Origin of the sequence: Siansivirga zeaxanthinifaciens CC-SAMT-1, assembly GCF_000941055.1 — a bacterium.
Taxonomy (GTDB): domain Bacteria; phylum Bacteroidota; class Bacteroidia; order Flavobacteriales; family Flavobacteriaceae; genus Siansivirga; species Siansivirga zeaxanthinifaciens.
Genome location: NZ_CP007202.1, coordinates 1,541,808 through 1,566,604, shown reverse-complemented (window position 1 = coordinate 1,566,604; position 24,797 = coordinate 1,541,808). Strand labels below are relative to the sequence as shown.

General features: G+C 33.5%; 23 protein-coding genes. 20 read left to right on the top strand and 3 right to left on the bottom strand.

Annotation, left to right across the window (positions count from 1 at the left end; all coding sequences use genetic code 11):
• Positions 1–128: 128 nt before the first annotated feature.
• From AW14_RS07015 to AW14_RS06960, 12 genes are all read left to right on the top strand, one after another.
• Positions 129–2,504 (top strand): heavy metal translocating P-type ATPase, encoded by a 2,376-nt coding sequence (locus AW14_RS07015; protein WP_044638169.1) that lies wholly within the window; start codon positions 129–131, stop codon positions 2,502–2,504.
• A gap of 66 nt (positions 2,505–2,570) precedes the next feature.
• Positions 2,571–2,756 carry a cbb3-type cytochrome oxidase assembly protein CcoS gene (gene ccoS / locus AW14_RS07010; RefSeq protein ID WP_044638168.1) on the top strand — a complete coding sequence of 62 codons (186 nt, stop codon included), beginning with the start codon at positions 2,571–2,573 and terminating at the stop codon, positions 2,754–2,756.
• An 11-nt stretch (positions 2,757–2,767) separates the two neighbouring features.
• Entirely contained in the window at positions 2,768–4,951 is a 2,184-nt protein-coding gene (gene ccoN / locus AW14_RS07005; protein WP_044638167.1) for a cytochrome-c oxidase, cbb3-type subunit I, read from the top strand.
• A gap of 20 nt (positions 4,952–4,971) precedes the next feature.
• The gene (locus AW14_RS07000) at positions 4,972–5,157 is read left to right on the top strand and encodes a CcoQ/FixQ family Cbb3-type cytochrome c oxidase assembly chaperone (RefSeq protein WP_044638166.1); all 186 of its coding nucleotides are present in this window, start codon (positions 4,972–4,974) and stop codon (positions 5,155–5,157) included.
• Positions 5,154–6,089: a cbb3-type cytochrome c oxidase N-terminal domain-containing protein gene (locus AW14_RS06995; protein WP_044638165.1), complete on the top strand. Its 936-nt coding sequence runs from the start codon at positions 5,154–5,156 to the stop codon at positions 6,087–6,089. The genes AW14_RS07000 and AW14_RS06995 overlap by 4 nt, the downstream gene beginning before the upstream one ends.
• Positions 6,090–6,186: 97 nt before the next feature.
• Entirely contained in the window at positions 6,187–7,611 is a 1,425-nt protein-coding gene (gene ccoG, locus AW14_RS06990; protein WP_044638164.1) for a cytochrome c oxidase accessory protein CcoG, read from the top strand.
• A 168-nt stretch (positions 7,612–7,779) separates the two neighbouring features.
• On the top strand, positions 7,780–8,226 hold the full coding sequence (locus AW14_RS06985) for a FixH family protein (RefSeq protein WP_044638163.1): 447 nt from the start codon (positions 7,780–7,782) through the stop codon (positions 8,224–8,226).
• A gap of 1 nt (position 8,227) precedes the next feature.
• Entirely contained in the window at positions 8,228–8,929 is a 702-nt protein-coding gene (locus AW14_RS06980; RefSeq protein ID WP_044638162.1) for a sulfite exporter TauE/SafE family protein, read from the top strand.
• Positions 8,930–9,033: 104 nt separating this feature from the next.
• The gene (locus AW14_RS06975; RefSeq protein WP_044638161.1) at positions 9,034–9,708 is read left to right on the top strand and encodes a TetR/AcrR family transcriptional regulator; all 675 of its coding nucleotides are present in this window, start codon (positions 9,034–9,036) and stop codon (positions 9,706–9,708) included.
• A gap of 3 nt (positions 9,709–9,711) precedes the next feature.
• On the top strand, positions 9,712–11,382 hold the full coding sequence (locus AW14_RS06970; protein WP_044638160.1) for a peptidase domain-containing ABC transporter: 1,671 nt from the start codon (positions 9,712–9,714) through the stop codon (positions 11,380–11,382).
• The gene (locus tag AW14_RS06965; protein WP_044638159.1) at positions 11,375–12,724 is read left to right on the top strand and encodes an HlyD family secretion protein; all 1,350 of its coding nucleotides are present in this window, start codon (positions 11,375–11,377) and stop codon (positions 12,722–12,724) included. Before AW14_RS06970 ends, AW14_RS06965 begins: the two co-directional genes overlap by 8 nt.
• A gap of 6 nt (positions 12,725–12,730) precedes the next feature.
• Complete coding sequence (locus tag AW14_RS06960) at positions 12,731–14,131, top strand: TolC family protein (protein WP_084708809.1); 1,401 nt, start codon at positions 12,731–12,733, stop codon at positions 14,129–14,131.
• A gap of 115 nt (positions 14,132–14,246) precedes the next feature.
• Here AW14_RS06960 and AW14_RS06955 read toward each other — a convergent pair whose 3' ends face one another.
• Together AW14_RS06955 and hemN are read right to left on the bottom strand one after the other, a co-directional pair.
• A complete protein-coding gene (locus AW14_RS06955) occupies positions 14,247–15,080 on the bottom strand; it encodes a universal stress protein (protein ID WP_044638158.1) in 834 nt (277 codons plus the stop codon).
• 83 nt (positions 15,081–15,163) lie between these two features.
• Positions 15,164–16,525 carry an oxygen-independent coproporphyrinogen III oxidase gene (gene hemN / locus AW14_RS06950; RefSeq protein ID WP_044638157.1) on the bottom strand — a complete coding sequence of 454 codons (1,362 nt, stop codon included), beginning with the start codon at positions 16,523–16,525 and terminating at the stop codon, positions 15,164–15,166.
• Positions 16,526–16,649: 124 nt separating this feature from the next.
• On the opposite strand from hemN, the gene AW14_RS06945 reads away from it, so the two are divergent.
• The 3 genes from AW14_RS06945 to AW14_RS06935 all read left to right on the top strand — a co-directional run bounded on the left by AW14_RS06945 (position 16,650) and on the right by AW14_RS06935 (position 18,641).
• Positions 16,650–17,219: a superoxide dismutase family protein gene (locus AW14_RS06945; protein WP_044638156.1), complete on the top strand. Its 570-nt coding sequence runs from the start codon at positions 16,650–16,652 to the stop codon at positions 17,217–17,219.
• A 92-nt stretch (positions 17,220–17,311) separates the two neighbouring features.
• Positions 17,312–17,842, top strand: coding sequence for an RNA polymerase sigma factor (locus AW14_RS06940; protein ID WP_044638155.1), 531 nt, complete (start codon positions 17,312–17,314; stop codon positions 17,840–17,842).
• A gap of 1 nt (position 17,843) precedes the next feature.
• Positions 17,844–18,641, top strand: a complete 798-nt coding sequence (locus AW14_RS06935; RefSeq protein WP_044638154.1) for an anti-sigma factor — start codon at positions 17,844–17,846, stop codon at positions 18,639–18,641.
• Between the two features lie 76 nt (positions 18,642–18,717).
• On the opposite strand, the gene AW14_RS06930 is transcribed toward AW14_RS06935, so the two are convergent.
• The gene (locus AW14_RS06930) at positions 18,718–19,407 is read right to left on the bottom strand and encodes a peptidoglycan DD-metalloendopeptidase family protein (RefSeq protein WP_245617629.1); all 690 of its coding nucleotides are present in this window, start codon (positions 19,405–19,407) and stop codon (positions 18,718–18,720) included.
• 133 nt (positions 19,408–19,540) lie between these two features.
• On the opposite strand from AW14_RS06930, the gene AW14_RS06925 reads away from it, so the two are divergent.
• From AW14_RS06925 to AW14_RS06905, 5 genes are all read left to right on the top strand, one after another.
• Positions 19,541–21,049, top strand: a complete 1,509-nt coding sequence (locus tag AW14_RS06925; RefSeq protein ID WP_044638153.1) for an SGNH/GDSL hydrolase family protein — start codon at positions 19,541–19,543, stop codon at positions 21,047–21,049.
• Positions 21,050–22,348 (top strand): GDSL-type esterase/lipase family protein, encoded by a 1,299-nt coding sequence (locus tag AW14_RS06920; RefSeq protein ID WP_044638152.1) that lies wholly within the window; start codon positions 21,050–21,052, stop codon positions 22,346–22,348.
• Positions 22,341–23,999, top strand: coding sequence for an MBOAT family O-acyltransferase (locus tag AW14_RS06915; RefSeq protein ID WP_044638151.1), 1,659 nt, complete (start codon positions 22,341–22,343; stop codon positions 23,997–23,999). Before AW14_RS06920 ends, AW14_RS06915 begins: the two co-directional genes overlap by 8 nt.
• A 109-nt stretch (positions 24,000–24,108) precedes the next feature.
• Complete coding sequence (locus AW14_RS06910; protein WP_154662130.1) at positions 24,109–24,312, top strand: hypothetical protein; 204 nt, start codon at positions 24,109–24,111, stop codon at positions 24,310–24,312.
• A complete protein-coding gene (locus AW14_RS06905; protein ID WP_044638149.1) occupies positions 24,309–24,797 on the top strand; it encodes a hypothetical protein in 489 nt (162 codons plus the stop codon). Before AW14_RS06910 ends, AW14_RS06905 begins: the two co-directional genes overlap by 4 nt.

The following is a 24,797-nucleotide window of genomic DNA, read 5'->3' as shown; positions in this document are numbered from 1 at the left end:
TAAATTATTTGTTACAATTGCTATTTTAAATAATAAGTGAGGTAAAAGTAAGTAAAACATGATAAATATCATATTTAAACCGAAACCCATTTTACAATTTTGCTTTAGGTATTATTGAGCAAATAAAAATGAATAAAAACACATGTTATCATTGTGGTTTAGATACATCCGTTTCTAAAATTACTTTTGAGGATAAAGCATTTTGTTGTGAGGGGTGTAAAACCGTTTACGAGATTTTTTCTGTAAACGATTTAACATGCTATTACGACCTGCAAGAAGCTCCTGGAGCAACACCCAAAGACATTGAAGGCAAATATAATTTTTTAGAAAACACTAAAATTTTAGATCAACTATTAGAATTTAACAGTGACAATACCCAAATTATTACCCTATACATTCCTCATATACATTGTAGTTCTTGTATTTGGGTTTTAGAAAATTTAAACAAACTCAATTCTGCCGTACATGCCTCTGTGGTAAATTTTGGCAAGAAAACTGTTCGGATAACTTATAACCCGAGTGCCTTGTCTCTAAAAAATCTGGTTATTTTACTTAGCAGCATTGGTTACGAACCTTTTATTACGCTTGACGATTATAGTGTTGGTAAAAAAAATGTAAATCGAAGCTTAATTTACAAATTAGGCATTGCAGGTTTTGCTTTTGGCAACGTTATGTTTTTATCGTTTCCCGAATATTTTCAGGTGGGCGAATTTTGGCTAGAACAGTTTAAACCCTTCTTTAGGTGGCACATGTTTGCATTCTCATTACCGGTAGTTTTTTACTCGGCACAAGATTATTTTATTTCGGCCTATAAAGGCATCCAAGCAAAAATTTTAAATATTGATATCCCTATTGCCTTAGGGGTGGTCGTACTTTTTCTTCGCAGTTCTGCCGAAATTATTTTAGACATCGGCCAAGGTTTTTTTGATAGTTTAACCGGTTTGATTTTTTTCTTATTACTAGGAAAATTTTTTCAGCAAAAAACATATACCTTTTTATCTTTTGAGCGCGATTACAAATCGTATTTCCCCATTGGAATAACCCGAATAACGCCCGAAGGCAAAGAAGAATCGGTTCAAGTTTACGATATCGAAAAAGGCGACAGACTTTTAATTAGAAATGAAGAACTTATTCCGGTAGACTGTATTTTAATTAAAGGGAAGGCACATATAGATTATAGTTTTGTTACGGGCGAATCGAAAACTGTGAAAAAAATATCGGGCGATAAACTATTTGCTGGTGGTAAACAACTTTACGGAAGCATAGAAGTAGATGTTTTAAAATCGGTTGAGCAAAGTTATTTAACCCAACTTTGGAGTAACGATATTTTTAAAAAAGACAAAGAGCTTGCCTTTACAAATATTACAAACCGCATAAGCAAAAACTTTACTATTACAATACTTTCTGTTGCGTTTCTGGCAACGGCTTATTGGTATATTACCGATGCCAGCAAAGCCTTAAACGTGTTTACATCGGTATTAATAATTGCTTGTCCTTGCGCCATAGCCCTCGCCGCGCCATTTACCTTTGGAAACATCTTACGCATTTTAGGAAAGAAGAAATTTTACTTAAAGAATACCAGTGTTATAGAGCAATTAGCCCAAATAAACACCATAATTTTCGATAAAACAGGAACCATTACCGCCAATAAAGAAACCGCAATAAAATACGATGGTTTAGAATTAACACCAGAAGAAGAAAGTCTTTTAAAAAGTACCCTTCGAGGATCTAACCACCCCTTAAGCCGGTCGTTATATCAAATTTTAAATGAGCAAAATATTCTAACTCTAGATGCTTACGAAGAACACTTAGGAAAAGGGATTGAAGCCCGATATAAAGATAATCGTATTAAAATTGGTTCGGCACCTTTTGTTGGCGAGTTGCATTCTACTGCCACACTAAACACCACAGTTCACATAAGCACCAATAACCAATACAAAGGCAAATTCACGTTTTACAATGCCTACAGAACCGGAATAACGCAACTTTTTAATGCCTTAAAAAAGGAGTATGATTTAGTGATTCTGTCGGGAGACAACGCAGGTGAAAAGCATAACTTAACCAAATTACTACCCACGAAAACGAAACTACTATTTAATCAGAAGCCCGAAGACAAACTGGAATATATAAAATTTCATCAAAGTGAAGGAGCGCATGTTTTAATGATTGGCGATGGCTTAAATGACGCTGGCGCTTTAGCTCAAAGCAATGTAGGGATTGCTATTTCAGAAAATGTAAATGTGTTTTCACCGGCTTGCGATGCCATTTTAGATGCATCAAAATTTAATCAGCTATTAGACTATATAAACATTTCAAAAAAATCAATACAAATAATAAAATGGAGTTTTTTACTCTCCTTTATATACAACAGCATTGGGCTTTATTTTGCCATAACAGGACAACTAGCGCCCGTAGTAGCAGCAATATTAATGCCTTTAAGTTCTATTAGTATTGTTTTATTTACAACTATTAGCACGAATTTAATTTGTAGGAAATTAAATTGACTATGACAATTATCATATTTTAAAAAAGTATATCCGTATAATTTTGAACCATAACTTCAAATAGGTATGAGTGTTATTTATATTTTACTAACAATAAGCATTATTGTAGCCATTGTTTTTTTTGCAGCATTTATTTATGCTGTTAGAAAAGGGCAATTCGACGATAGTTATACCCCATCGGTACGTATGCTGTTTGAAGACGAACTTGTTAAAGAGAATTCCAAAAAACCATTACTAACCAAAAAAGATTAATTACAATTACTATGGAAATGCAACAGTTTCATTACGATAATAAAATCGTTAAAAATTTCTTATACGCCACTATGCTTTGGGGTGTTGTGGGCATGCTGGTAGGATTGCTATTGGCATTTATGTTTTTATTCCCAAATTTAACCGACGGTATTTCCTGGTTAAGCTTTGGTAGATTACGTCCACTACACACCAATGCCGTTATTTTCGCCTTCGTGGGAAATGCCATTTTTGCTGGTGTTTATTACTCATCGCAACGTTTATTAAAGGCCAGAATGTTTAGCGATGTTTTAAGCAAAATTAATTTCTGGGGGTGGCAACTTATTATAGTTGCAGCAGCTATAACCTTGCCTTTAGGCTATACCAGCTCGAAAGAATATGCCGAATTAGAATGGCCTATTGATATTGCCATTGCGCTGGTTTGGGTTGTTTTTGGTTGGAATTTAATTGGTACTATTTTAAAACGTCGTCAGCGTCATTTATATGTTGCCATTTGGTTTTACATCGCCACATTTGTTACAGTGGCTGTGCTTCATATTTTTAACAGTTTAGAATTACCCGTAAGCGGATTAAAAAGTTATTCGGTTTACGCGGGTGTTCAAGATGCTTTAGTACAATGGTGGTATGGTCACAATGCCGTTGCATTTTTCCTTACAACACCCTTTCTAGGTTTAATGTATTATTTTGTACCAAAAGCGGCAAATCGTCCGGTGTATTCTTATAGATTATCTATTGTACACTTCTGGTCTTTAATTTTTATTTACATATGGGCAGGACCGCACCATTTATTATATACAGCACTTCCAGAATGGGCTCAAAACTTAGGGGTAGCGTTTTCTGTAATGTTATTAATGCCTTCTTGGGGTGGTATGATAAATGGTTTATTAACCCTTCGAGGCGCCTGGGATAAAGTACGTGTAGATCCTGTATTAAAATTTATGGTTGTAGCCATTACAGGTTATGGTATGGCCACTTTTGAAGGCCCTACACTTTCTTTAAAAAATGTAAATGCCATAGCGCATTTTACAGACTGGATTATTGCCCACGTGCATGTTGGAGCTCTTGCCTGGAATGGTTTCTTAACTTTTGGTATGCTATACTATTTAGTACCTAGATTATTTAAAACAAAATTATACTCTTTAGGTTTAGCAAATTTACATTTCTGGGTTGGTACCTTAGGTATTATTATATATGCATTACCAATGTATGTTGCTGGTTTTACCCAAGCAAGTATGTGGAAACAGTTTAATCCAGATGGTACCTTAACTTACGGAAACTTTTTAGAAACAGTTACCGAAATCATGCCCATGTATTGGATGCGTGCTATTGGTGGAACCCTATACATAACAGGTATGCTAATTTTAGTGTACAATATAATTGCGACTATAAAACAAGGTAGCAAAGTTGAAGACGAACTTGCCGAAGCAGCCGCTCTTGAACGCGTAACTAAAAAACGAACTGCCAATGAAGGATGGCACACTTGGTTAGAGCGCAGACCAATTCAATTAACCATATTAGCTACAGTTGCCATTTTAATTGGTGGTGTTATTCAAATTGTACCAACCATAATGGTGAAATCTAACATCCCAACTATAGCTAGCGTAAAACCATATACCCCACTAGAATTAGAAGGTAGAGACATTTACATAAGAGAAGGTTGCGTTGGTTGTCACTCACAAATGATTCGTCCGTTTAGAAGTGAAGTAGAACGTTATGGAGAATACTCGAAAGCCGGCGAATATGTTTACGATCATCCGTTTTTATGGGGTAGTAAACGTACAGGGCCAGATTTACATCGCGTTGGTAATAAATATTCAGATAATTGGCACTTTAATCATATGTACGATCCGCAAAGCACCTCATCGGGCTCAATTATGCCACGTTACCCTTGGTTAATTAAAAATGAATTAGACGCCTCTAATATCGAAGCCAAAATGAAAGCTATGGTAACCTTAGGTGTACCTTACACTGATGATGATATTGCAAATGCACAAAAAAATATGGATGCTCAGGCTAGCAAAATACAGGAGAATTTATATTCTGATCCCGATTTTGTTACCTCGTACGAAGCAGACAAAAAATATGCAGCAGAACAAGGTGAGCCTTTTGTTGAAATGAAAAATAGAGAAATTGTGGCCGTTATTGCTTACCTACAACGTTTGGGAACAGACATTAAAGTTGATACTGCTCAAAATTAACAAAACAAAAAATTATTAAGATGCTAAAATTTGTAAAACACTATATGGACAGTATTTCGGGAATCGAAATCTACCCAATAATTTCGCTGCTTATATTTTTCTCATTTTTTGTGGGCTTATTTTTTTGGGTGTTTACAGCCAAAAAAGATTATATAGAAAAAGTTAGCAACCTACCATTAGACAATCAAAAAGAAAATATATTATGAGAAATTTAATTCCATCATGGGTACGCGTACCTCTCGTATTTTTTATAATTTTCGGAATAACGGAATACATTATAGATTCTGGAGACAAACCCGCATTTGTTGAATATCCAGTCGTTGGTCTTTTCCTTTTACTGGTTTTATTAATACTTATTGCTATTGAAGCCATTATTGGAGCCCTAGAAAATGTGATGCTTCACAAATTAGATGCAGAAGCCAGAGCTCGTTTTTTAGAAGAAAAACAAAAAACATATCAATTTACCTGGTTAAAAGACACCTATATAAAACTTGTTGGTACAAAACCGATTGAAGAAGAAGGTGAAATAATTTTAGACCACGATTACGATGGTATTAAAGAGTTAGACAACAACTTACCGCCATGGTGGTTGTATGCTTTCTACATATCTATTGTATTTGCAGCCGTTTATCTTTTAAGATTTCATGTATTTAATGGTGAAAATCAATTTGATGAATTAGAAACAGAATTAGCCGATGCTAAATTAGCCATTGAAGCTTACAAAAAAACAGCTAAAGATTTGGTGGATGTTAACACGGTTACGTTATTAACCGATGCATCCGATTTAAGCGCTGGTAAAACAACTTTCGAAACCAACTGTGTGGCCTGCCACATGGCCGATGGTGGCGGTGGTATTGGCCCAAACCTAACCGATAAATATTGGATTTTAGGTGGCGATATAAAACATGTTTTTAAAACCGTTAGCGAAGGTGGCCGCTCTGGTAAGGGTATGATTGCTTGGAAACAACAATTAAAACCCGCACAAATAGCACAAGTTGCCAGTTACGTATTAAGTTTACAAGGCACAACCCCTGCAAACCCAAAAGAACCACAAGGCGATTTATGGGGCGAAACAGACGCAAATCCTGCACCAGCAGCCGAAGCAGACATTGAAGCAAGCACCACAACCGTTGAATAAATACCTTTTACCAACAAAAACAGCATGCAACAAGAACCAAGAAAAATCAAACATATTAAACTTGTAATTTCTTGGTTCTTATTTTAAAACAAACAACATGGAAACTCCAGAAAACGAAGTCTTTAGAGATTCAATAGGTACGATTACAAAAGAAGGTAAACGCGCCTGGGTATTTACTAAAAAACCTAACGGAATATTCTACAAATACAGAAAATGGGTTAGTTATGTTCTATTAAGTTTTCTTTTTCTTTCGCCTTTTATTAAGGTAAATGGCAATCAGTTTTTAATGTTTAATGTGTTGGAACGCCGTTTTAATATTTTCGGGTTTCCTTTTTTGCCACAAGATTTTTACTTGTTTGTAATTTCGATGATTATTCTTGTGGTGTTTATTACCCTTTTTACGGTGGCTTTTGGTCGCATTTTCTGCGGATGGATTTGTCCGCAAACCATTTTCATGGAAATGGTTTTTAGACGCATTGAGTATTGGATTGAGGGCGATCGTGGCAAACAAATTCGATTAGCAAAACAACCTTGGAATGCCGAAAAGATTAGAAAAAAAGGATTAAAACTTATTATATTTTTATTCATTTCGTTTTTAATTGCTAATGTGTTTTTAGCCTACTTAATTGGAAGCGATAAACTTATAAGCTATATTACAGATGGCCCATTTAGCCATGTTAGCACGCTAATTTCTCTACTCATTTTTACTGCGGTTTTTTATTTTGTTTTTGCATGGTTTAGAGAGCAGGTTTGTATTATAGCTTGTCCTTACGGACGCTTACAAGGTGCTTTATTAGACAATAAATCGATTATTGTTGCCTACGACCACAAACGAGGTGAAGGCTCTTCTGGCAGAAAAAAATTTAGAAAAAATGAAGATCGTGAAGCCTTGGGTTATGGCGATTGTATAGATTGTATGCAGTGTGTGCATGTATGCCCCACAGGTATCGATATTAGAAATGGAACCCAATTAGAATGTGTTAATTGCACGGCTTGTATTGACGAGTGTGACAGCATTATGGAAAGTATTAATTTACCTAAAGGGTTAATTAGATACGCCAGTGAAGATAATATTGAAAAGAAAGCGCCTTTTAAGTTAACAGCCCGAATGAAAGGTTATATCGCTGTTTTAACAATTTTAACCGGCCTTTTAGTTGGTATGTTATTTTTAAGAAATGATGTTGAAGCGACCATACTTAGACTGCCCGGGCAATTATACGAGCATAAAGAAAACAATATTATTAGTAATGTTTACACCTATAAACTGGTAAACAAAACTACCAACGATATTGAAAATGTAACCTTTAAGTTACTATCGCATAAAGGCACATTAAAATTGGTTGCTACAAAGGATATGGTTTTTGTTCCTGGGCAAGGTATTGCTAAAGGTACTTTGTTTATTGAAATTAATAACGCAGCACTTTCGGGTGATAGGAATAAAATTGAAATTGGCATTTTTAAAAATGACGAACTTATTGAAACTACAACGGCTAACTTTTTAGGACCGAGAAGTTACAGGTAATGGTTTTAATAGGAAGTAAAAAGTTAGGTATTAAAACATAACTTAACGAATAGCTGCATTAGGGATTGCAGTGGAAAGCCCACAGCGAGGTACGAGCGCGGACTTGTAACGGAAAGCCCGACCCGATAGGGAAATGCCCAAATAAAAATAGTTTAAAAAAGACGAGATATGAAAATTAATTGGGGAAACGGCATTGTGCTAGCTTTTATAGGCTTTATTAGCTTTATAATGTACTTTATTATTACGATGAATGTGGATGAGAAATACAATCATGATTTGGTTACAGAGGATTATTATGGCGAGGAATTGGAGTACCAAACAAGCATTAACAAACTTAATAATGCTAAAAATTTACAATCGAACATTGCTTACGAAAAAACTAGCGAAGGTTTGATTATTAAGTTTCCTGAGGATATTGATTATAAAAAAATTACTGGAAAAGTGTTCCTTTACAGACCATCTAACAAACAGTTGGATTTTGAAACTGCTATTTCATTATCTAAACCTTATTTGCTCATACCTGACAATCGTTTGGTAGATGGTCGTTGGAACATTACTATTGATTGGCAATATAATGATGAATTGTATTTATACAAAGAAATAATTTCGTACTAACATGTTTATATCGGCATTTGTTTTAGGGGTTTTAGGGAGTTTTCATTGCGTTGGTATGTGTGGGCCAATTGCTTTTATGCTTCCTGTAGACAGAACGAATGTTTATAAAAAGGGCATGCAAATAACCATGTACCACTTGGGTAGATTGCTGGCTTACAGCATTATTGGTTTTATTTTTGGACTTATTGGTAAAAGCCTGAATATATTTGGCTTGCAACAGCAGTTATCTATTTTTATTGGCGTGGTTATGATTGCTATTGTTTTATTTCCGAAAGTATTGGTTGGGAAATTAAGCATAAACAAACCTATTTATAAGATCATTTCTAAAGTTAAACAGGCCCTTGGAGGGGCTTTTAAAAAGAAAACTGCCGATACGTTTTTAACCATTGGTTTTTTAAACGGTTTCTTACCATGTGGTCTTGTTTACATGGCTGTTTTTGCCAGTATTGCCAGCGGTAATGTTTATCATGGTATATTTTACATGGTGGCGTTTGGACTGGGCACGATTCCTTTAATGACGACGGCTGTGTATTTTAGTCAGTTTTTAAAAGGTACTATGCGTCAAAAAATTCAGAATATCATTCCGGTTTTTATTGTTTTTATTGGAGCCCTATTTATTTTACGCGGCCTTGGTTTGGGCATTGCTTTCATCTCACCAGCACCAGTACACGAGCTTGTTTCAGGAAATTTAAACTGCCATTAACCCAATTTTCGTTTTCTTAATTATTGTTAAATTTTAATTAAATTATTGTTTTGTTTTCTAAATTGAAAGTAATACTATTATATTTGAGGTAAATATAATTTATTATGGATAAATTACTTTCAAACATTAAAATTTCTGTTCCAGAACAATTATTTTTAAAAGATCCTGAAACCTCTACTTTAGGTAAAAAAATAGTTGAACATAGCATTTTATTAATAAATGATATTGGTTTTGATGCGTTTACTTTTAAAAAGTTGGGTACGCGCATTGGCTCTAACGAAAGTTCGATTTATAGATATTTTGAAAGCAAACACAAACTGTTACTGTATTTAACTTCGTGGTACTGGGCGTGGATAGAATACCAACTTGTTCTTGAAACACACAGTATTATAGACCCTAAAAAAAAATTAACCAAAGCGATTGATATTGTTTGTAGAGTGGTTAAAACCGACTCTACTTTTTCACACATTAACGAAGTTATTTTAAACAAAATAGTTATTAATGAAAACTCTAAATCGTTTTTAATTAAAGAGGTTGATATAGAAAATAAAGCTGGTTATTTTATAATTTTTAAACGTATTATTCACCGTTTGAGAGATATGATATTGCAAACGGCTCCAAATTATAAATTTGCAACTTCGCTGGCAAGCACCATAATTTCAGGCAGTTTACATCAGCATTTTTTTAAAGATCACATACGCTCTATAACAGATTGCTCTTCAGAGATACCGCCTTCATCTTTTTTTATTAATTTAACCTTAAATACCTTAAACATTTAATATATGTCCCAGTCTAACATAACCCCGTGGCAACGTTTATTTGGGTTGTTGCAACTAGAAAAACGAGATATTCTTCAAATATTTTATTATGCCATTTTTTCGGGAATAGTTGCATTGTCGCTTCCTCTGGGAATCCAGGCGATTATTAATTTAATTCAGGGTGCTCAAATATCGACATCGTGGGTGGTTCTTGTAACCTTGGTAACGCTTGGTGTAGCCTTTTCCGGGACACTTCAATTAATGCAATTACGTATAATTGAAACCATACAACAGCGCATATTTATGCGATCGGCTTTCGATTTAACGTATCGATTCCCTAAAGTAAAAATGGCCGAGTTACGCGATTATTATCCGCCAGAATTAGCCAATAGGTTTTTTGATACCCTAACCATTCAAAAGGGTTTATCGAAAATGTTAATAGACGTACCAACGGCTATTTTACAAATTATCTTTGCTTTATTACTGCTATCTTTTTACCATCCGTTTTTTATTTTATTTGGCATTTTACTTTTTATACTCGTATTGATAGTTTTTAAATTTACTGCCCAAAAAGGACTTGTAACAAGTTTAAAAGAATCGAAAGACAAATATAAAGTAGCCCATTGGATACAAGAAGTGGCTAGAACACTGGTGAGTTTTAAACTTTCGGGAAAAACTAGTTTAGCTCTTGAAAAAAATGATCAATTAGTAAACGATTATCTAAATTCTAGAGAAAAGCACTTTAAAGTTTTGGTGCTACAATATATTCAAATGATTAGTTTCAAGGTAGTTGTAACAGCAAGTTTATTATTAATTGGTGGGGCACTTGTACTAAACCAGGAAATGAACATTGGACAATTTGTTGCTGCCGAAATTATTATTCTTTTAGTAATTGGTTCTGTAGAAAAATTAATATTAGGTTTAGAGTCTGTTTATGATGTACTTACTTCAATTGAAAAAATAGGTCAGGTTGTCGATAAAGAACTGGAAAAACAAACGGGCGACCTACCCGATTTTAAAGACCAGTTAAACATTGAATTTAGTAACGTATCATATAAGGTACCAGACAAGGAAACGAATATTTTGAGTGATATTTCATTAAAAATAACCAATAAGCATCGAATTTTAATTGTTGGTGAAAGTGGTTCTGGTAAATCCTCGTTACTGCGTCTTATTGCTAGTATAAACGAGCCTACTTCGGGTAATATTCATGTAAATAATATATCTATAAACAATATAAAATTAAGCTATTACAGAGGTCAAATGGGACTTTCTCTAACAGAGGAAACGCCTTTTGAAGGTACCATAAAAGAAAATTTAACTTTTGGTGATAAAAGTATAACAGACCAAGAAATTTTTGAAGTTTTAGAAACTATAGGGCTTATGTCGTATGTTAAGAATGAACCCAATGGTTTAAATACTGTTTTATATCCTGATGGGAAACGTATGTCGCATACAGTTTCTAAAAAATTAGTTTTAGCTAGAGCCATTCTAAAAAAACCAAAAGTATTAATTCTTGAAGATGCTCTGGACCGTTTTAACACCGCCGAAACGAACTCCATTATTTCTTATCTAACCGATGAAAAACGCCCATGGGCACTCATTGTTGTTAGTGGTAACGATACTTGGAAAAAGAAATGCAACAAAATAGTTCATCTAGAAAACGGTTTCATAAAAAATATAAGTCATGCTTAATATATCTAAGAATAATATAAAAGACACCGTCGATTTAAGTGTGTATAAATCGGGTGCACAAATATTCAACAAAAATTACTACAAGGTTTTTAATAAATTTTTAATTGCTATAGCTGTTATTGGTGTGATCATTCTATTTCTACCTTGGACACAAAATATTACGGGTAACGGCCAAGTTACTACTTTAAAACTGCATCAACGACCACAAACGATTCAGTCACAAATTCCAGGACGTATTGAAGAATGGTATGTTCAAGAGGGTGATTTCGTTAAAAAAGGTGATACTATCTTGAGAATTTCTGAGATTAAAAGCGAATATTTCGACGATAAATTAGTAGAAAGAACCAACGAACAAATTGTAGCAAAATCGTCATCGGCAACCGCTTATCAAGGGAAAGTTCAGGCTTTAAACAGACAAGTTGCAGCCTTAATTAACGAGCAAAAGTTAAAGTTTGAGCAAGCCGAAAACAAACTAATCCAATCGCAGTTAAAAGCAAAAAGCGATAGTATTGATTTAGAGGCTGCTAAAACAAATTTAACAATAGCGCGTCGTCAATTCGAACGTACAGAAACCCTTAAAAACGAAGGTTTAAAGGCTGTAAAAGATGTGGAAGAAAAACGCTTAAAACTTCAGGAAACCGAAGCAAAACTCATTTCTCAAGAAAACAAATATCTAGCAAGTAAAAACGAAATTTTAAATGCCAGAATACAACTTTCTACCATTGGAGCCACTTACGCCGATAAAATATCTAAAGCGCAAAGTGATATGTTTACAGCACAATCGAGTGGATTTGATGCTCAAGCACAAGTAACCAAATTAGAAAACGATTACACAAACTATAAAATAAGAAATAGCTTGTTATACATTACAGCACCTCAAAGCGGCTATATAAACAAGGCTATTACCGGCGGTATTGGTATTACATTTAAAGAAGGTGAAGAACTGGTTGGAATTATGCCTTCTCAATACGAATTGGCCATTGAAACTTTTGTGAGACCTATCGATTTACCCCTGTTGCACAAAGGCGAAAAAGTACGTGTACAATTTGATGGCTGGCCAGCCATAGTTTTTAGTGGATGGCCTAATGTTTCATACGGAACTTACGGTGCTAAAATTGTAGCTATCGAAAATTTTATTAGCTTAAATGGTAAATATAGAGTTCTATTGGCACCCGATGAAACAGACCATAAATGGCCAGAAGCCATTCGAATAGGTTCTGGGGCAAAAACTATAGCTTTATTAGAAGATGTGCCTATTTGGTTTGAAATGTGGAGACAAATTAACAGCTTCCCTCCTAATTACTACCAACCTGCAGAAAACAAATCGGCTGAAAAAAAATAACAACTTATGAAACGTATTTTCATTCTATTTATATATTTTACAAGCCTGTTTTTTTACGGACAAGACAGCACGTCTGTTATAAGTCTCTCTGAATATTTAGGTTATGTAAAAGCCTATCACCCTATCGTAAAACAAGCTAATTTAATTATAAACGAAAGTGAAGCCAAGCTCATGAAGGCTCGCGGAGCTTTCGACCCAAAACTAGAAGTAGATTATGAGCGAAAAAAATTTAAAAACTCGACATACTTCGACAAATTAAATGGCGCATTTAAAATACCTACTTGGTATGGTATTGAATTAAAAGGAAATTTCGATGAGACTAAAGGGGTTTTTCTTAACCCAGAAAACTTCATCCCTGATGATGGTTTATATGGTGTTGGAGTTTCTGTACCTTTAGCCAAAAACTTACTTATTAACGATAGAATGGCCGCCTTAAAACAGGCTAAACTTTATGTTACTCAAGCCCAAGCAGACAGACAAATAACTATAAACAATATTTTATTTGATGCCACACGTTCCTATTTTGAGTGGTTAAAAACGTATAACGAAAGAGAACTTTATCGCAACTTTTTAGAAAATGCCGAATTTAGATTTAATAGTATTAAAACGAATTTCGAATATGGTGAATCGGCTGCTATTGATACAGTTGAAGCTCGTATAACATTAAATGACCGCAAATTAAACCTAGAAAAAGCAAACGTAAAATATATAAAAGCATCGTTAGAATTGTCTAATTTTTTATGGTTGAATGATAACACGCCCATAGAAATACAAGATAATATTATACCAGATACTAATACAAATGACAAAATTGATGATATTTTAAATACCTCAATGCTAGCTGTTGAAAGTTTAAATCTCGATGATCATCCTAAAATAAGATCGTTAGACACTAAAATTCAAAGCTTAACCATTGAAAGGCGTTTAAAAGCAAATAATTTATTACCAAAAATAGATTTGCAATACAATTTCTTATCACAAACCCCCGATATAGGCAACTCGTTTAATACTGCTAATTATAAAAGCGGACTTAATATTAGTTTTCCTCTATTTTTAAGAAAAGAACGTGCCGATTTAAAATTGGCTAAATTGAAATTACAAAACACGCAGTTTGAATTACAAAGCTCTCGTGTTATGTTATCTAACAAAATAACCGCTATTAATAAAACTCTGGAATCGTTTACCAAACAAAATGCCTTTTTAGAAACAATGGTAAGCGATTATAATGCTATGTTAACTGCCGAAGTGCGCAAATTATTTTTAGGTGAAAGTTCATTATTTTTAGTAAACTCAAGAGAATCGAAACTAATTGATGCCGAACTAAAAGCTATTGCTTTAGAAAACGAATATTTTAACACCAAAGCCAGCTTATTTAACGTGTTGGCTGTTTCGAATATAGATGAATAAAAAAAAGAGCAACTTATTAAAGTTGCTCTTTTTTTTATTCATTTTTAATCAGTTTAGCTATTCGAATTATAAAAATTTAAATAACTTATTTAAAATTATTAGCTTTTTGTTTTAACTAAATTTTAAAAGTAATTACTGGTAAAGTTGCATGATTTGCAACATCTTCGCCAATGCTACCTTCAAAGAAATGCTCTAAACCTTTTTTGCCGTGTGTAGGCATGGCAATAAGATCGGCACCTTGTTTTTTAGCAAAATTTAAAATACCATCTTCTACGGTGTAATCGGCAACATAATACACATCTTTCATTTTATCTAAGGATCCATCGGCTTTAGTGAAAAAGTTAACCACTTGTTTTTCAATTTCGGCTGTACTTTTAAAAGAATCGTTTGGAAGATTTACATACACCAATGTCATTTTTGCATTCAAATAATTAAACATTTTAGTTGCATTTATATAGGCTTTAATAGATTCTTCAGAGAAATCGCAAGCATAAACAACATTTTCAAAATTAACATCGTCTACATTACTTTTTACTACCAAAACTGGAATATCTGAGTATCTTACCACACGCTCTGTGTTAGACCCAATAAAGAAATCTTTAATTCCGCTGGCGCCCTGAGAGCCCATAACTACAATGTCGGCATCGTGTTTTTTTGCTACATCGTTAACCTCGCTAAACACTTTAAAATGTTTAATAATTGGTGTTATTTTTACATTTTTTAAATATGGTTTATCTAAAAACTTTTCAAATTTTTGTTCAGATAATTTTATGAAGAAACTGGCTTTTTCATATTGAAGTCCGTCGGAAGCCGTTAACATTAAATCGGACATCTCTAACATATGCAAAGCTAATATTTCGGCATTTCCATTTGCTGCTAATTTTACAGCGGTTCTCAATGCATATTCTGAATGTTCAGAAAAATCTATAGGTACAATAATTTTTTTCATGATGTCTTATTTTTTGTTTTCATTCCTGTAAAACAAGAATTTTGGTTAATGCTTTGGTGACTTTCACCTAAATATTGTTATGATTAAATGGTCATTGAAAATAATGGTGCATTGGGTTGTTTTCGTTGTAGTAACACATCGAAAGCCATACAAATATTTCTAACAAACGGTTGTCCTTTTTGGGTGACTCTTAACGTTTTATTAGAAATACTTAACAGTTTATCTTTTTCCATTTCTTTTAAACGTATTAAAACCTCTGGTATTTCATTAAAATATAAATTTGAATTCCAGGATGTTTCAAACTGACACATTAAATTTAAAATATGTTTTCTTATTATTAAATCTTCATCGTTTAAAATATGCCCGCGATATACAGGTAATTTGTTTTCATTTAAAGCCTGATAATAATCTTCAATGTCTTTCTCGTTTTGAGCAAATCCGTACCAACTATCGCTTATGGCAGAAACACCTAGACCTATCATGGTTTGTGTTTTAGAAGCTGTATAGCCCATAAAATTTCTGTGCAACTGGCCGGAAATCATCGATTGATATAAACTATCGGTTTTTAAAGCAAAATGATCCATTCCAACTTCCATGTAACCTACTTCGGCTAATAGTTTTTTACCCAATTCGTATTGTTTTCGTTTTTGTTCTGGGCTTGGTAAATCGGCATCATTAAAACCGCGTTGCCCATTTCCTTTCATCCAAGGTACGTGTGCATAACTGTAAAAAGCCAGTCTGTCGGGTAATAACGATTTTGTTTTTAAAATGGTTTCTTCCACATGAGCTATGGTTTGAAATGGCAATCCAAAAATAATATCGTGTCCTACCGATGTATAACCTATGTTTCTCGCTAAATCTGTTACCTTTTTAACATGCTCAAAAGGTTGAATTCTGTGAATTGCTTTTTGTACGGTTTCGTTATAATCTTGAACACCAAAACTAACCCGTCTAAATCCTAAATTATATAACATTTGCAAATGTTCGCGGGTTGTATTGTTAGGATGTCCTTCAAAACTAAACTCGTAATTTTTAGCAAGTTCGGCATCTTTCAAAATACCTTCAATTAAAGATTTTAAATTTTCTGGACTAAAAAATGTTGGAGTACCACCTCCCAAATGCAACTCCTTTAAAATAGGCTTTTCATCAAACAAATCCAAATACATCTGCCATTCTTTTAATACCGCTTGTATGTATGGCGACTCGACATGATGTTGTTTGGTGATGCGCTTATTACAACCACAAAACGTGCACAAACTCTCACAAAATGGTAAATGAATATAAAGACTTATGCCTTCTGAAGCATTACTTTCGGCAATAGATTGGGTTAAAGTGGCTTCCCATTTTTTTGATGAAAACGTGTTTTCATTCCAGTAAGGAACGGTTGGATAACTTGTATAACGTGGCCCCGAAATATTGTACTTATTTACTAAATTGCTTAACATACCTAACTTTTATACGTCAAAACTATAGAAACGAGGTATTTAAAAATATGATATAAATCAGATATAATTTTGAATTCCCTAATTATTCTTTTAACTTTCGAGTAATTAAAAAAAATGAAAAAAAATGAAAAATTTAAGTATTCTAGCCTTGGTGTTAGCCATAAGTTTAAGCTCTTGTAAACAAACAAAAAAAGAAGTTGAAGTAACTGAAACAGAAATTACAGAACCTCAACCAGCAATTGCAAAAACTTTTACAATTAAATTAGAACCTAAAAGCGATAGTAATGTTTCGGGAACCGCCGTATTTACAGAAGAAAACGGCAGCATAAGTATGTTAGCAACCTTAACAGGCTTAGAGCCAGGAACGCATGCCATCCACGTACACGAATCGTCGGATTGTTCTTCGCCAGATGGAAAATCGACTGGTGGGCACTGGAATCCAACCAACCAACCACATGGTAAATGGGGAGCAGAAACTGGATACCACAAAGGTGATATTGGAAATTTCACAGCAGATGAAAACGGTATGGCAACCATCAAGTTTTCTACCACCGAATGGTGTATTGGTTGTGATGACAATACAAAAAATATTTTAGGAAAAGCTATTATTGTGCATGCAGGAACCGATGATTTCACAACGCAACCTACCGGAGACGCAGGAGGCCGTGTAAGCTGTGGCGGTATTATTGAATAACTATAAATTTACACAATTAACAAAAAGCTACTTTATTTTGAAGTAGCTTTTTATTTTTTAATTTCCTACATTCGATAAATAAAAATAGCTTAATGCAATTAGAACTTTTAATAGAAAAATTTCAGCAAAAAGACGAGAAAGCTTTTGAAGCTTTATATAATATGTATCGAGATAGCATGCAAGGTGTTATTTTTAATATTGTTAGAGACCAAGATATTGCTGAAGAAGTTATGCAAGATGTATTTATAAAGGCATGGCATAATGCCGATAACTACTCTGCAAAAAAAGGTCGGTTTTTTACTTGGATTTTAAACATTGCGCGCAATGCTGCCATAGATAAAACAAGATCTAAGAATTATAAAAAATCAAAACAAAACCTTGATTCCGATTTTTTCGTAGATATAATTGAAAGCAATGATAATCTAGACCATTCTACCGACGCCATTGGTATTGGAAAATTTGTTTCGAAACTTGCCGAAAAATGTAAAGCAGTTATTGAACTTTTATATTTTAAAGGGTACACACAAACCGAAGCTTCTGAAGCTTTGAATATGCCAATAGGTACCATTAAAACTAGAAACAGAAACTGCATTAATGAATTAAGAAACTTGGTATTAAATTAAAATGGACACAAAAGCATACATAGAATCTGGAATTTTGGAACTATATGTTGCAGGAGCACTTTCTGAAAAAGAAAATGAAGAAGTGTTTAATCTCATGCTACAATACCCCGAAATACTTCAGGAAGTACTGGAAATTGAATCTGCCGTTTTAAAATTGACAGCCTCTGTTTCTCCAAAATCGAATAAAAACAACATTCTAGACGCTATTAAAAAAGAGCTAGGTTTTACAAGTAATACAAGTAAAATTATACCAATTACAAAACCTAAATACAACTGGATTACCTATACTGGTTGGGCAGCTTCTATAGTGCTTGGTGTTGGCTTGCTCTATACTGTTAATCAGAATAAAACACTACAATCTAATGTACAAATAGCGGAAACAAAACAAGCGCTTTTAGAGACTCAAATTGCCAATTCTAAAAACAGCCTTGAAGAAGCTAATACGTTAATAAGTGTTTTAAGAGACGATAATATTACTAAAATAACGCTGGCCGGACAAGCTAATTTTGAAAGCACCTATGCCAAAGTATATTGGGATAAAAATGCAGGTCGTATATTTTTAGACGCACAAGGTTTACCGGAACCTCCAGAAGGTAAGGTTTATCAAGTATGGTCTTTAAAACTAAGCCCATTAACACCTACAAGTTTAGGTACTATTGATGATTTTAAAACCGATGAAAACAAAATCTTCGAAATTAAAAACGCTAACGAAAGTGAGGCCTTCGGTATTACGTTAGAACCTGCTGGTGGTAGCGAAACACCTACTATGGAACAACTTTACACCTTAGGTGTTGTGTAAATTCAAAATTAAAATTAAAAAAATATCCTCCTAAATGAGGATATTTTTTTTGCTGTAAACTTAAAACCTGTTTAAATTATAATTTTAAAATAAGATTGGGATCTGGACAATTTATTTTATAAAAATCGACTTGTGACTCGTTACAAACACCTGGATAATCACCAAAATTACCCTGTAAATCTTTAATAATTTGAAAATGTAAATGGGGCGGATAATCGCCATTTACCTGAGATTCGCCTAAGGCACCAATTTGTTGGTTTTGTTTAAACACCTGCCCTATTTCTAAATTGGCTATAGATTCTAAACTTAAATGGCCATAAAGTGTGTAAAACACAACCTCGTTTATATGATGGCACAAAATAATGGTTGGCCCGTAATCGCCAAATTGTGTGTTATTTTTAAAACTGTGCACGGTAGCATTAAACAGAGAGAAAATAGGTGTTTGTGCTGGACACCATAAATCGATACCCAAATGGATATTGCGTTCGTTTTCTAAGGTGTTATCGTTAAAATAATTACTTCTCTTATACAAATTGCGTTTTTCTAAATAACCACCAAAGGCAACTTTAGCATTTCTCTCAAACAGAAAAGTATTTATATAAGTATTCAAATTGTTGGAAACAGAAAAATCAAAACATTCAAGCGCTTGATTTTTAACAGATAAGTCCAAAGAAACATAATCTTTTTTTTGAATAGAGGAATCTAAAACGTGATAGGATGTTTTAAAATAATCTTGTAAAAATGCCGAAAAATTAAATATTTCCAAAGTGTAATAATTTGATCAAATATAATAATTTAGATACTACATTTGCTACGTAAAATTGAAAGGTTAATTTTTAATAACTATTTAGAAAAGACACATTTATTTATTAGTTTTAACCTGTTATTAAATCATTTTAATGAACTATCAACCAAAGAAAATTGCTTTTTTTATCATAATATCTTTACTTCTGCTGTTTTTAGTTACCAAATTGAGTAAAGCTAACGAGTTAACCAATGGTAAAATACAAGACGGCTTCGTTATAGGCAGTACGGTGGTTAAATTCCCTACTACCGAAACATTTTTAATGAATGAAACCGCTTTAAAGGAAGAAAAAATTAAAACGGTTGACAGTATTTTGAATAATATTGAAGTGGTGGTTGAAAATCAGGAAGAAACAACCGAAATCAAAGAAGATCTTGTTAAACCTGAAAAACAACCTTTCATTCCTACACTACCCGATTTTAATAAAATTGATACTTCTAAAATACGCCGCATCAATTACCCCGAAGACAAAGCTGCTTTCTTGAATCAACTTAAAACCAATCTTCAAAGTGGTAGTTGTCGTATTATTCATTACGGTGATTCTCAAATAGAAGGCGATCGAATGTCAGCATATATACGAAACAGACTTCAGAACCTATATAATGGTAAGGGCCCCGGATTTATACCTATTGTTCAGGCTTACGAGCATATTAGTGCTGTGGTTACACCTTCTGAGAATTGGACACGCCACGCGTATTTCAACCCAAGAGAAACTAAATTCACTCATAAAAAGTATGGTGTCTATAATTCGTTTTCTCGCTTTACGCCTTTATATACCAGAGAAAAAGACAGTTTAATTTTCGATTCATTACCTTCTGTCCAAGCTACTATTAAAATTTCTCCTTCAAAAAAATCATTTAGCAATTTAAGAAGTTTTACCAATATTGGTCTGCATTATGGAAATGCAACTGCACCAACAACCATTAATGTTTACAATGGTGAGACTTTAGTTAAGAGCGGAAATTTAATTACAGATGGAAATTACCATAATTTTAAAATAATATTACCAACAACACCCGAAAGCTTACGCATTGAATTAGAAAGCATCATTAGTCCCGATTTTTACGGAGTAACACTAGACGGAAGCGAAGGTGTTTCATTAGATAATGTGGCCATGCGAGGATCGTCTGGTACGGTGTTTTCAGGCACCAGCGACAGTAATTTTTCTCAAATGCTAAACGAGCTAAATCCTAAAATAGTTATTATGCAATATGGTGGCAACACGGTACCGTATTTAAAAGACTCGACTTCGGTAGATAATTACTCGAGATATTTACAAAATCATATTAATTGGATTAAACGAAAAACAAGCAAGACAAATTTTATTTTTATAGGCCCAAGTGATATGACCACCACCGAAAACGGCCAGCTGCGCACCTATAAACTGCTTCCTTATTTAAATAAAAAACTTTTAGAAATGTGTACGTCGAATAACGTGGCTTATTGGAGTATGTACGATGCCATGGGTGGCGAAAATTCTATGCAACATTGGGTAGACCAAAAACTGGCAGGAACAGACTACACGCATTTTACTATGTCGGGAAATAAATTAATTTCCGAATTATTTTTCATGTCCCTTTATCTAGACCTTACCAAAAAATAAATGAAACACCTACTAATTGCTTTTTTTATTCTAATGAACTTTCATTTTTGTTTGGCGCAACATTATGTGTTAGACAGCATTAAACCTACGTTGGGTCATTTAATAAATTTTGAGGCTAACAGGCTTCATTACGTAAATGAATCGCCTCAATTTAAAGTTATGTTTGAAAAATTAAATAGAATATACAACGGGGCTCCAGAAAAATTTCACATTTTTCATATTGGAGGTTCTCACATTCAAGCAGATATTTATTCTAATAAATTACGAACCTATTTTCATAACAGCGGTCTCAATATGCAAGGCCAACGCGGATTCGTATTCCCCTATCATTTAGCACATACAAACAACCCCATAAATTACAGAATTGAAGCCGACAAATCTAAATGGACAGGCTATCGATGTTCCATTTCAAAAGATAGCATTGCGTGGGGCTTAGCTGGTATTACGGCTGCTTTTCGTGAAAAAGCAGATACTATTTACATAAAATCTAACTATAGAAATTACACCAAAAACAAATACGATTTTAACAAGCTAAGAATTTTCTGCAACACCTGGAAAGACGACTATCAATTAAAATTCTTGGATAGTACGTTGGTAGCTTCAGAAAGTATTAACAAGGCATCTTTTTATAAAGAATATCAACTTACAAAAACCTTAGATTCGGTTGCTGTGGCGATTACATTAAAAGATACTACCACCGTTAACCCGGAATTTTTGTTTATGGGCTTAGAGTATATGAATGATAACCCAGGCATTGAATATACCAGTATTGGCGTTAATGGAGCGAGTTTTAACAAATACAACCGCTGCGCGTTTTTCGAAAATCAGTTTAATTTATACAAACCCGATTTATTTATTATTTCCATCGGAACAAATGATGCCTACATGCCACCAGCCGATTTTAATGCTGACGAATTTAGGCTTAATTATGAAGCATTTATTTGGATGATTCAGCGAAACAACCCGGATTGTGCTATTTTACTAACGGTTCCAAACGATGATTATTACAAACGCAAAAAACCAAATCCTAATACTAAAATTCAAGAACAAATTATTTTAGAATTGGGCCAAAAATATCACATGGCCGTTTGGAATTTATTTGATATTATGGGGGGCTTAGGCTCATCAAACAAATGGTATAAAAATAAATTAATGCCCAAAGACCGCATTCATTTTACCTATTTAGGCTACGACATTAAAGCCGATTTATTTTTAGAAGCTTTTGTTGAAGCATGGGCGACATCAACCTACCAGAATCCAGAAATTTTAATGCATAATTTCAAAACATTAGATGAATAGAATACATGATATATTCACGTTTTCGGAAGCCTTTCCGTTAATTTTTACCCAAGCAAATTTTTGGATATTCTTTGCCTGTGTATATTTTGTTTTTGCTTTAGTTTATAAAAAAATAGCTCTTAGAAATAGCTATCTGTTTTTAATATCGCTTTTCTTTTACTATAAAACCAGTGGCTTATTTATTGGCATTTTAATATTTTCTACGCTTGTAGATTATACCATTGGCAAGGGTATTTACAAAAGTGACAATCCTGTAAAAAGGTATGTTTTAGTAACGCTAAGTGTGGTAATTAACCTAACCGTTTTATGTTATTTTAAATACGCCTACTTTTTTACAGATTCATTTAATGCGCTTTTTAATACCGATTATAAAGTAATAAATACGCTGGCTCAATGGGGAAACACCTTAAGCAACCAGAATTATTTTACAGTAGATAAAATTATATTACCGGTAGGAATTTCATTTTACACCTTTCAAACAATAAGTTATAGTGTCGATATTTTTAGAAGAAAAATTAAACCATTAAAATCTATTTTAGATTTTGGTTTTTATGTGAGTTTCTTTCCGCAATTGGTGGCGGGCCCCATTGTTCGTGCCGAAAATTTCGTAGAACAAATTGGTGAGCCTACAAAAATAACGAAGTCCGATTTCGATTCTGGTACGTTCATGATTTTAAAAGGACTCATAAAGAAAATGATTTTTGCCGATTTTATAGCGATGCATTTTTTAGATCGGGTTTTTGATGCTCCCGAGATGTTCTCTGGTTTTACAAATATGATGGCCATGATAGGATATTCACTTCAAATTTATGGCGATTTTTCGGGCTATACAGATATCGCTATTGGTCTTGCTTTACTTATGGGCTTCAAATTACCTGTAAACTTTAATTCACCTTATAAAGCTATAAATGCCGGAGATTTTTGGAAACGTTGGCACATTTCGTTATCCACTTGGTTACGCGATTATTTATACATTCCGTTAGGAGGAAATCGCCAAGGTACAGCAGCCTCTTACATTATTCTATTTATAATTATTATTGGGGTTTTAATCGCTTTTGGAAATATTCAAATTCAAATTACAGTTTTAGTTCTTGCCTTATTAATATATATATGGTCTATATTTAACCACAAAGTAAAAAACCATATAAATACCAATATAAACGTTATGTTAACCATGCTTATAGGTGGTTTATGGCATGGCGCCTCTTGGAAGTTTGTTATTTGGGGAGGTTTAAATGGTTTAGGTATTTTGGTTTATAAATATTGGAGAAAAATAAGTCCGTATGAAAACCTAAATAATTTTGGGGTTAGAATTTGGAAAATTTTAATCACCTTCATTTTTATAACCTTTACCCGTATTTATTTTAGAGGTGAAAGCATGGCGCATATAACCAGATTTTACAATCAAATAGCCAATAATATGGATTGGTCGCATGCCTTAGACATTTTACAAAATTATCAAGCTGTTTTTTGGGTTATGCTTTTAGGTTATATTACACATTGGTTACCACAACCCATAAAAAACAAAATTGAAAGCACTTATGCCAATAGCCCCATGGCATTAAAAGTATTATCGGCGGTATGTTTAGGTATTATTTGTTATCAGGCATTTTCGAGTGATTTTCAACCATTTATTTATTTTCAGTTTTAATTAAATCTAAGATTCATTTTTTATTTTTTAGATGAAAAGCATCAATATTTTGTTGATTTTTAATAAATTAGAACAAAATAAAAGTAATTTCTTTAAACCATCCATCAAAATGAAAAAACTAACTAAAACACAAATCTTCACTATTATTGCTTGTATTGGTTATATCATTTGGGAAATTACTGTGCAAGTATGGGAAAAATCATTACCACCATCCGATCCTGTAATTCGAGTTGATTTATTATTAATTTTTCCAATTCTTGCTATTCTTATTATAATTTCTTTAGTTCAATTTATAAAATCGCAAAAAAAATGAGACACTTTAAAATTCTATTACTTAGTTTAACGTTGATATCCCTATCGTTTATAAGTTGTAAAGACTCAAAAAAAGATACAACCACCGATGAAGTTGTGGTTGAAGAAAACACACCGGAAGTTGAAATAGAAGTTACCGATGACAACCCGAAACACCCGAGCGTTGATGTAAAAGCAAACCAAACAATTACATCGCCCTTAACCTTAAATATTAATTCTGAAGGTGCTTGGTTAGCAAACGAAGGCGAACTAGGAACCGTTGAATTATTTGATAAAAACAACAAATCGTTAGGGTCTGCTATTATGAGTTCTAAAGATGGAGAATGGATGACAACTGGTCCAGCTGCCTTTATAGCTACTTTAAATTTTACAGTTAGCGAAGCACAAACGGGTCATTTGGTTTTTCACAACAACGTGGTATCAGATGAAGGCATCGACCGAGAAATGTCGTTTCATATTCCTGTAAAAATAGCACCGAGTAATTAG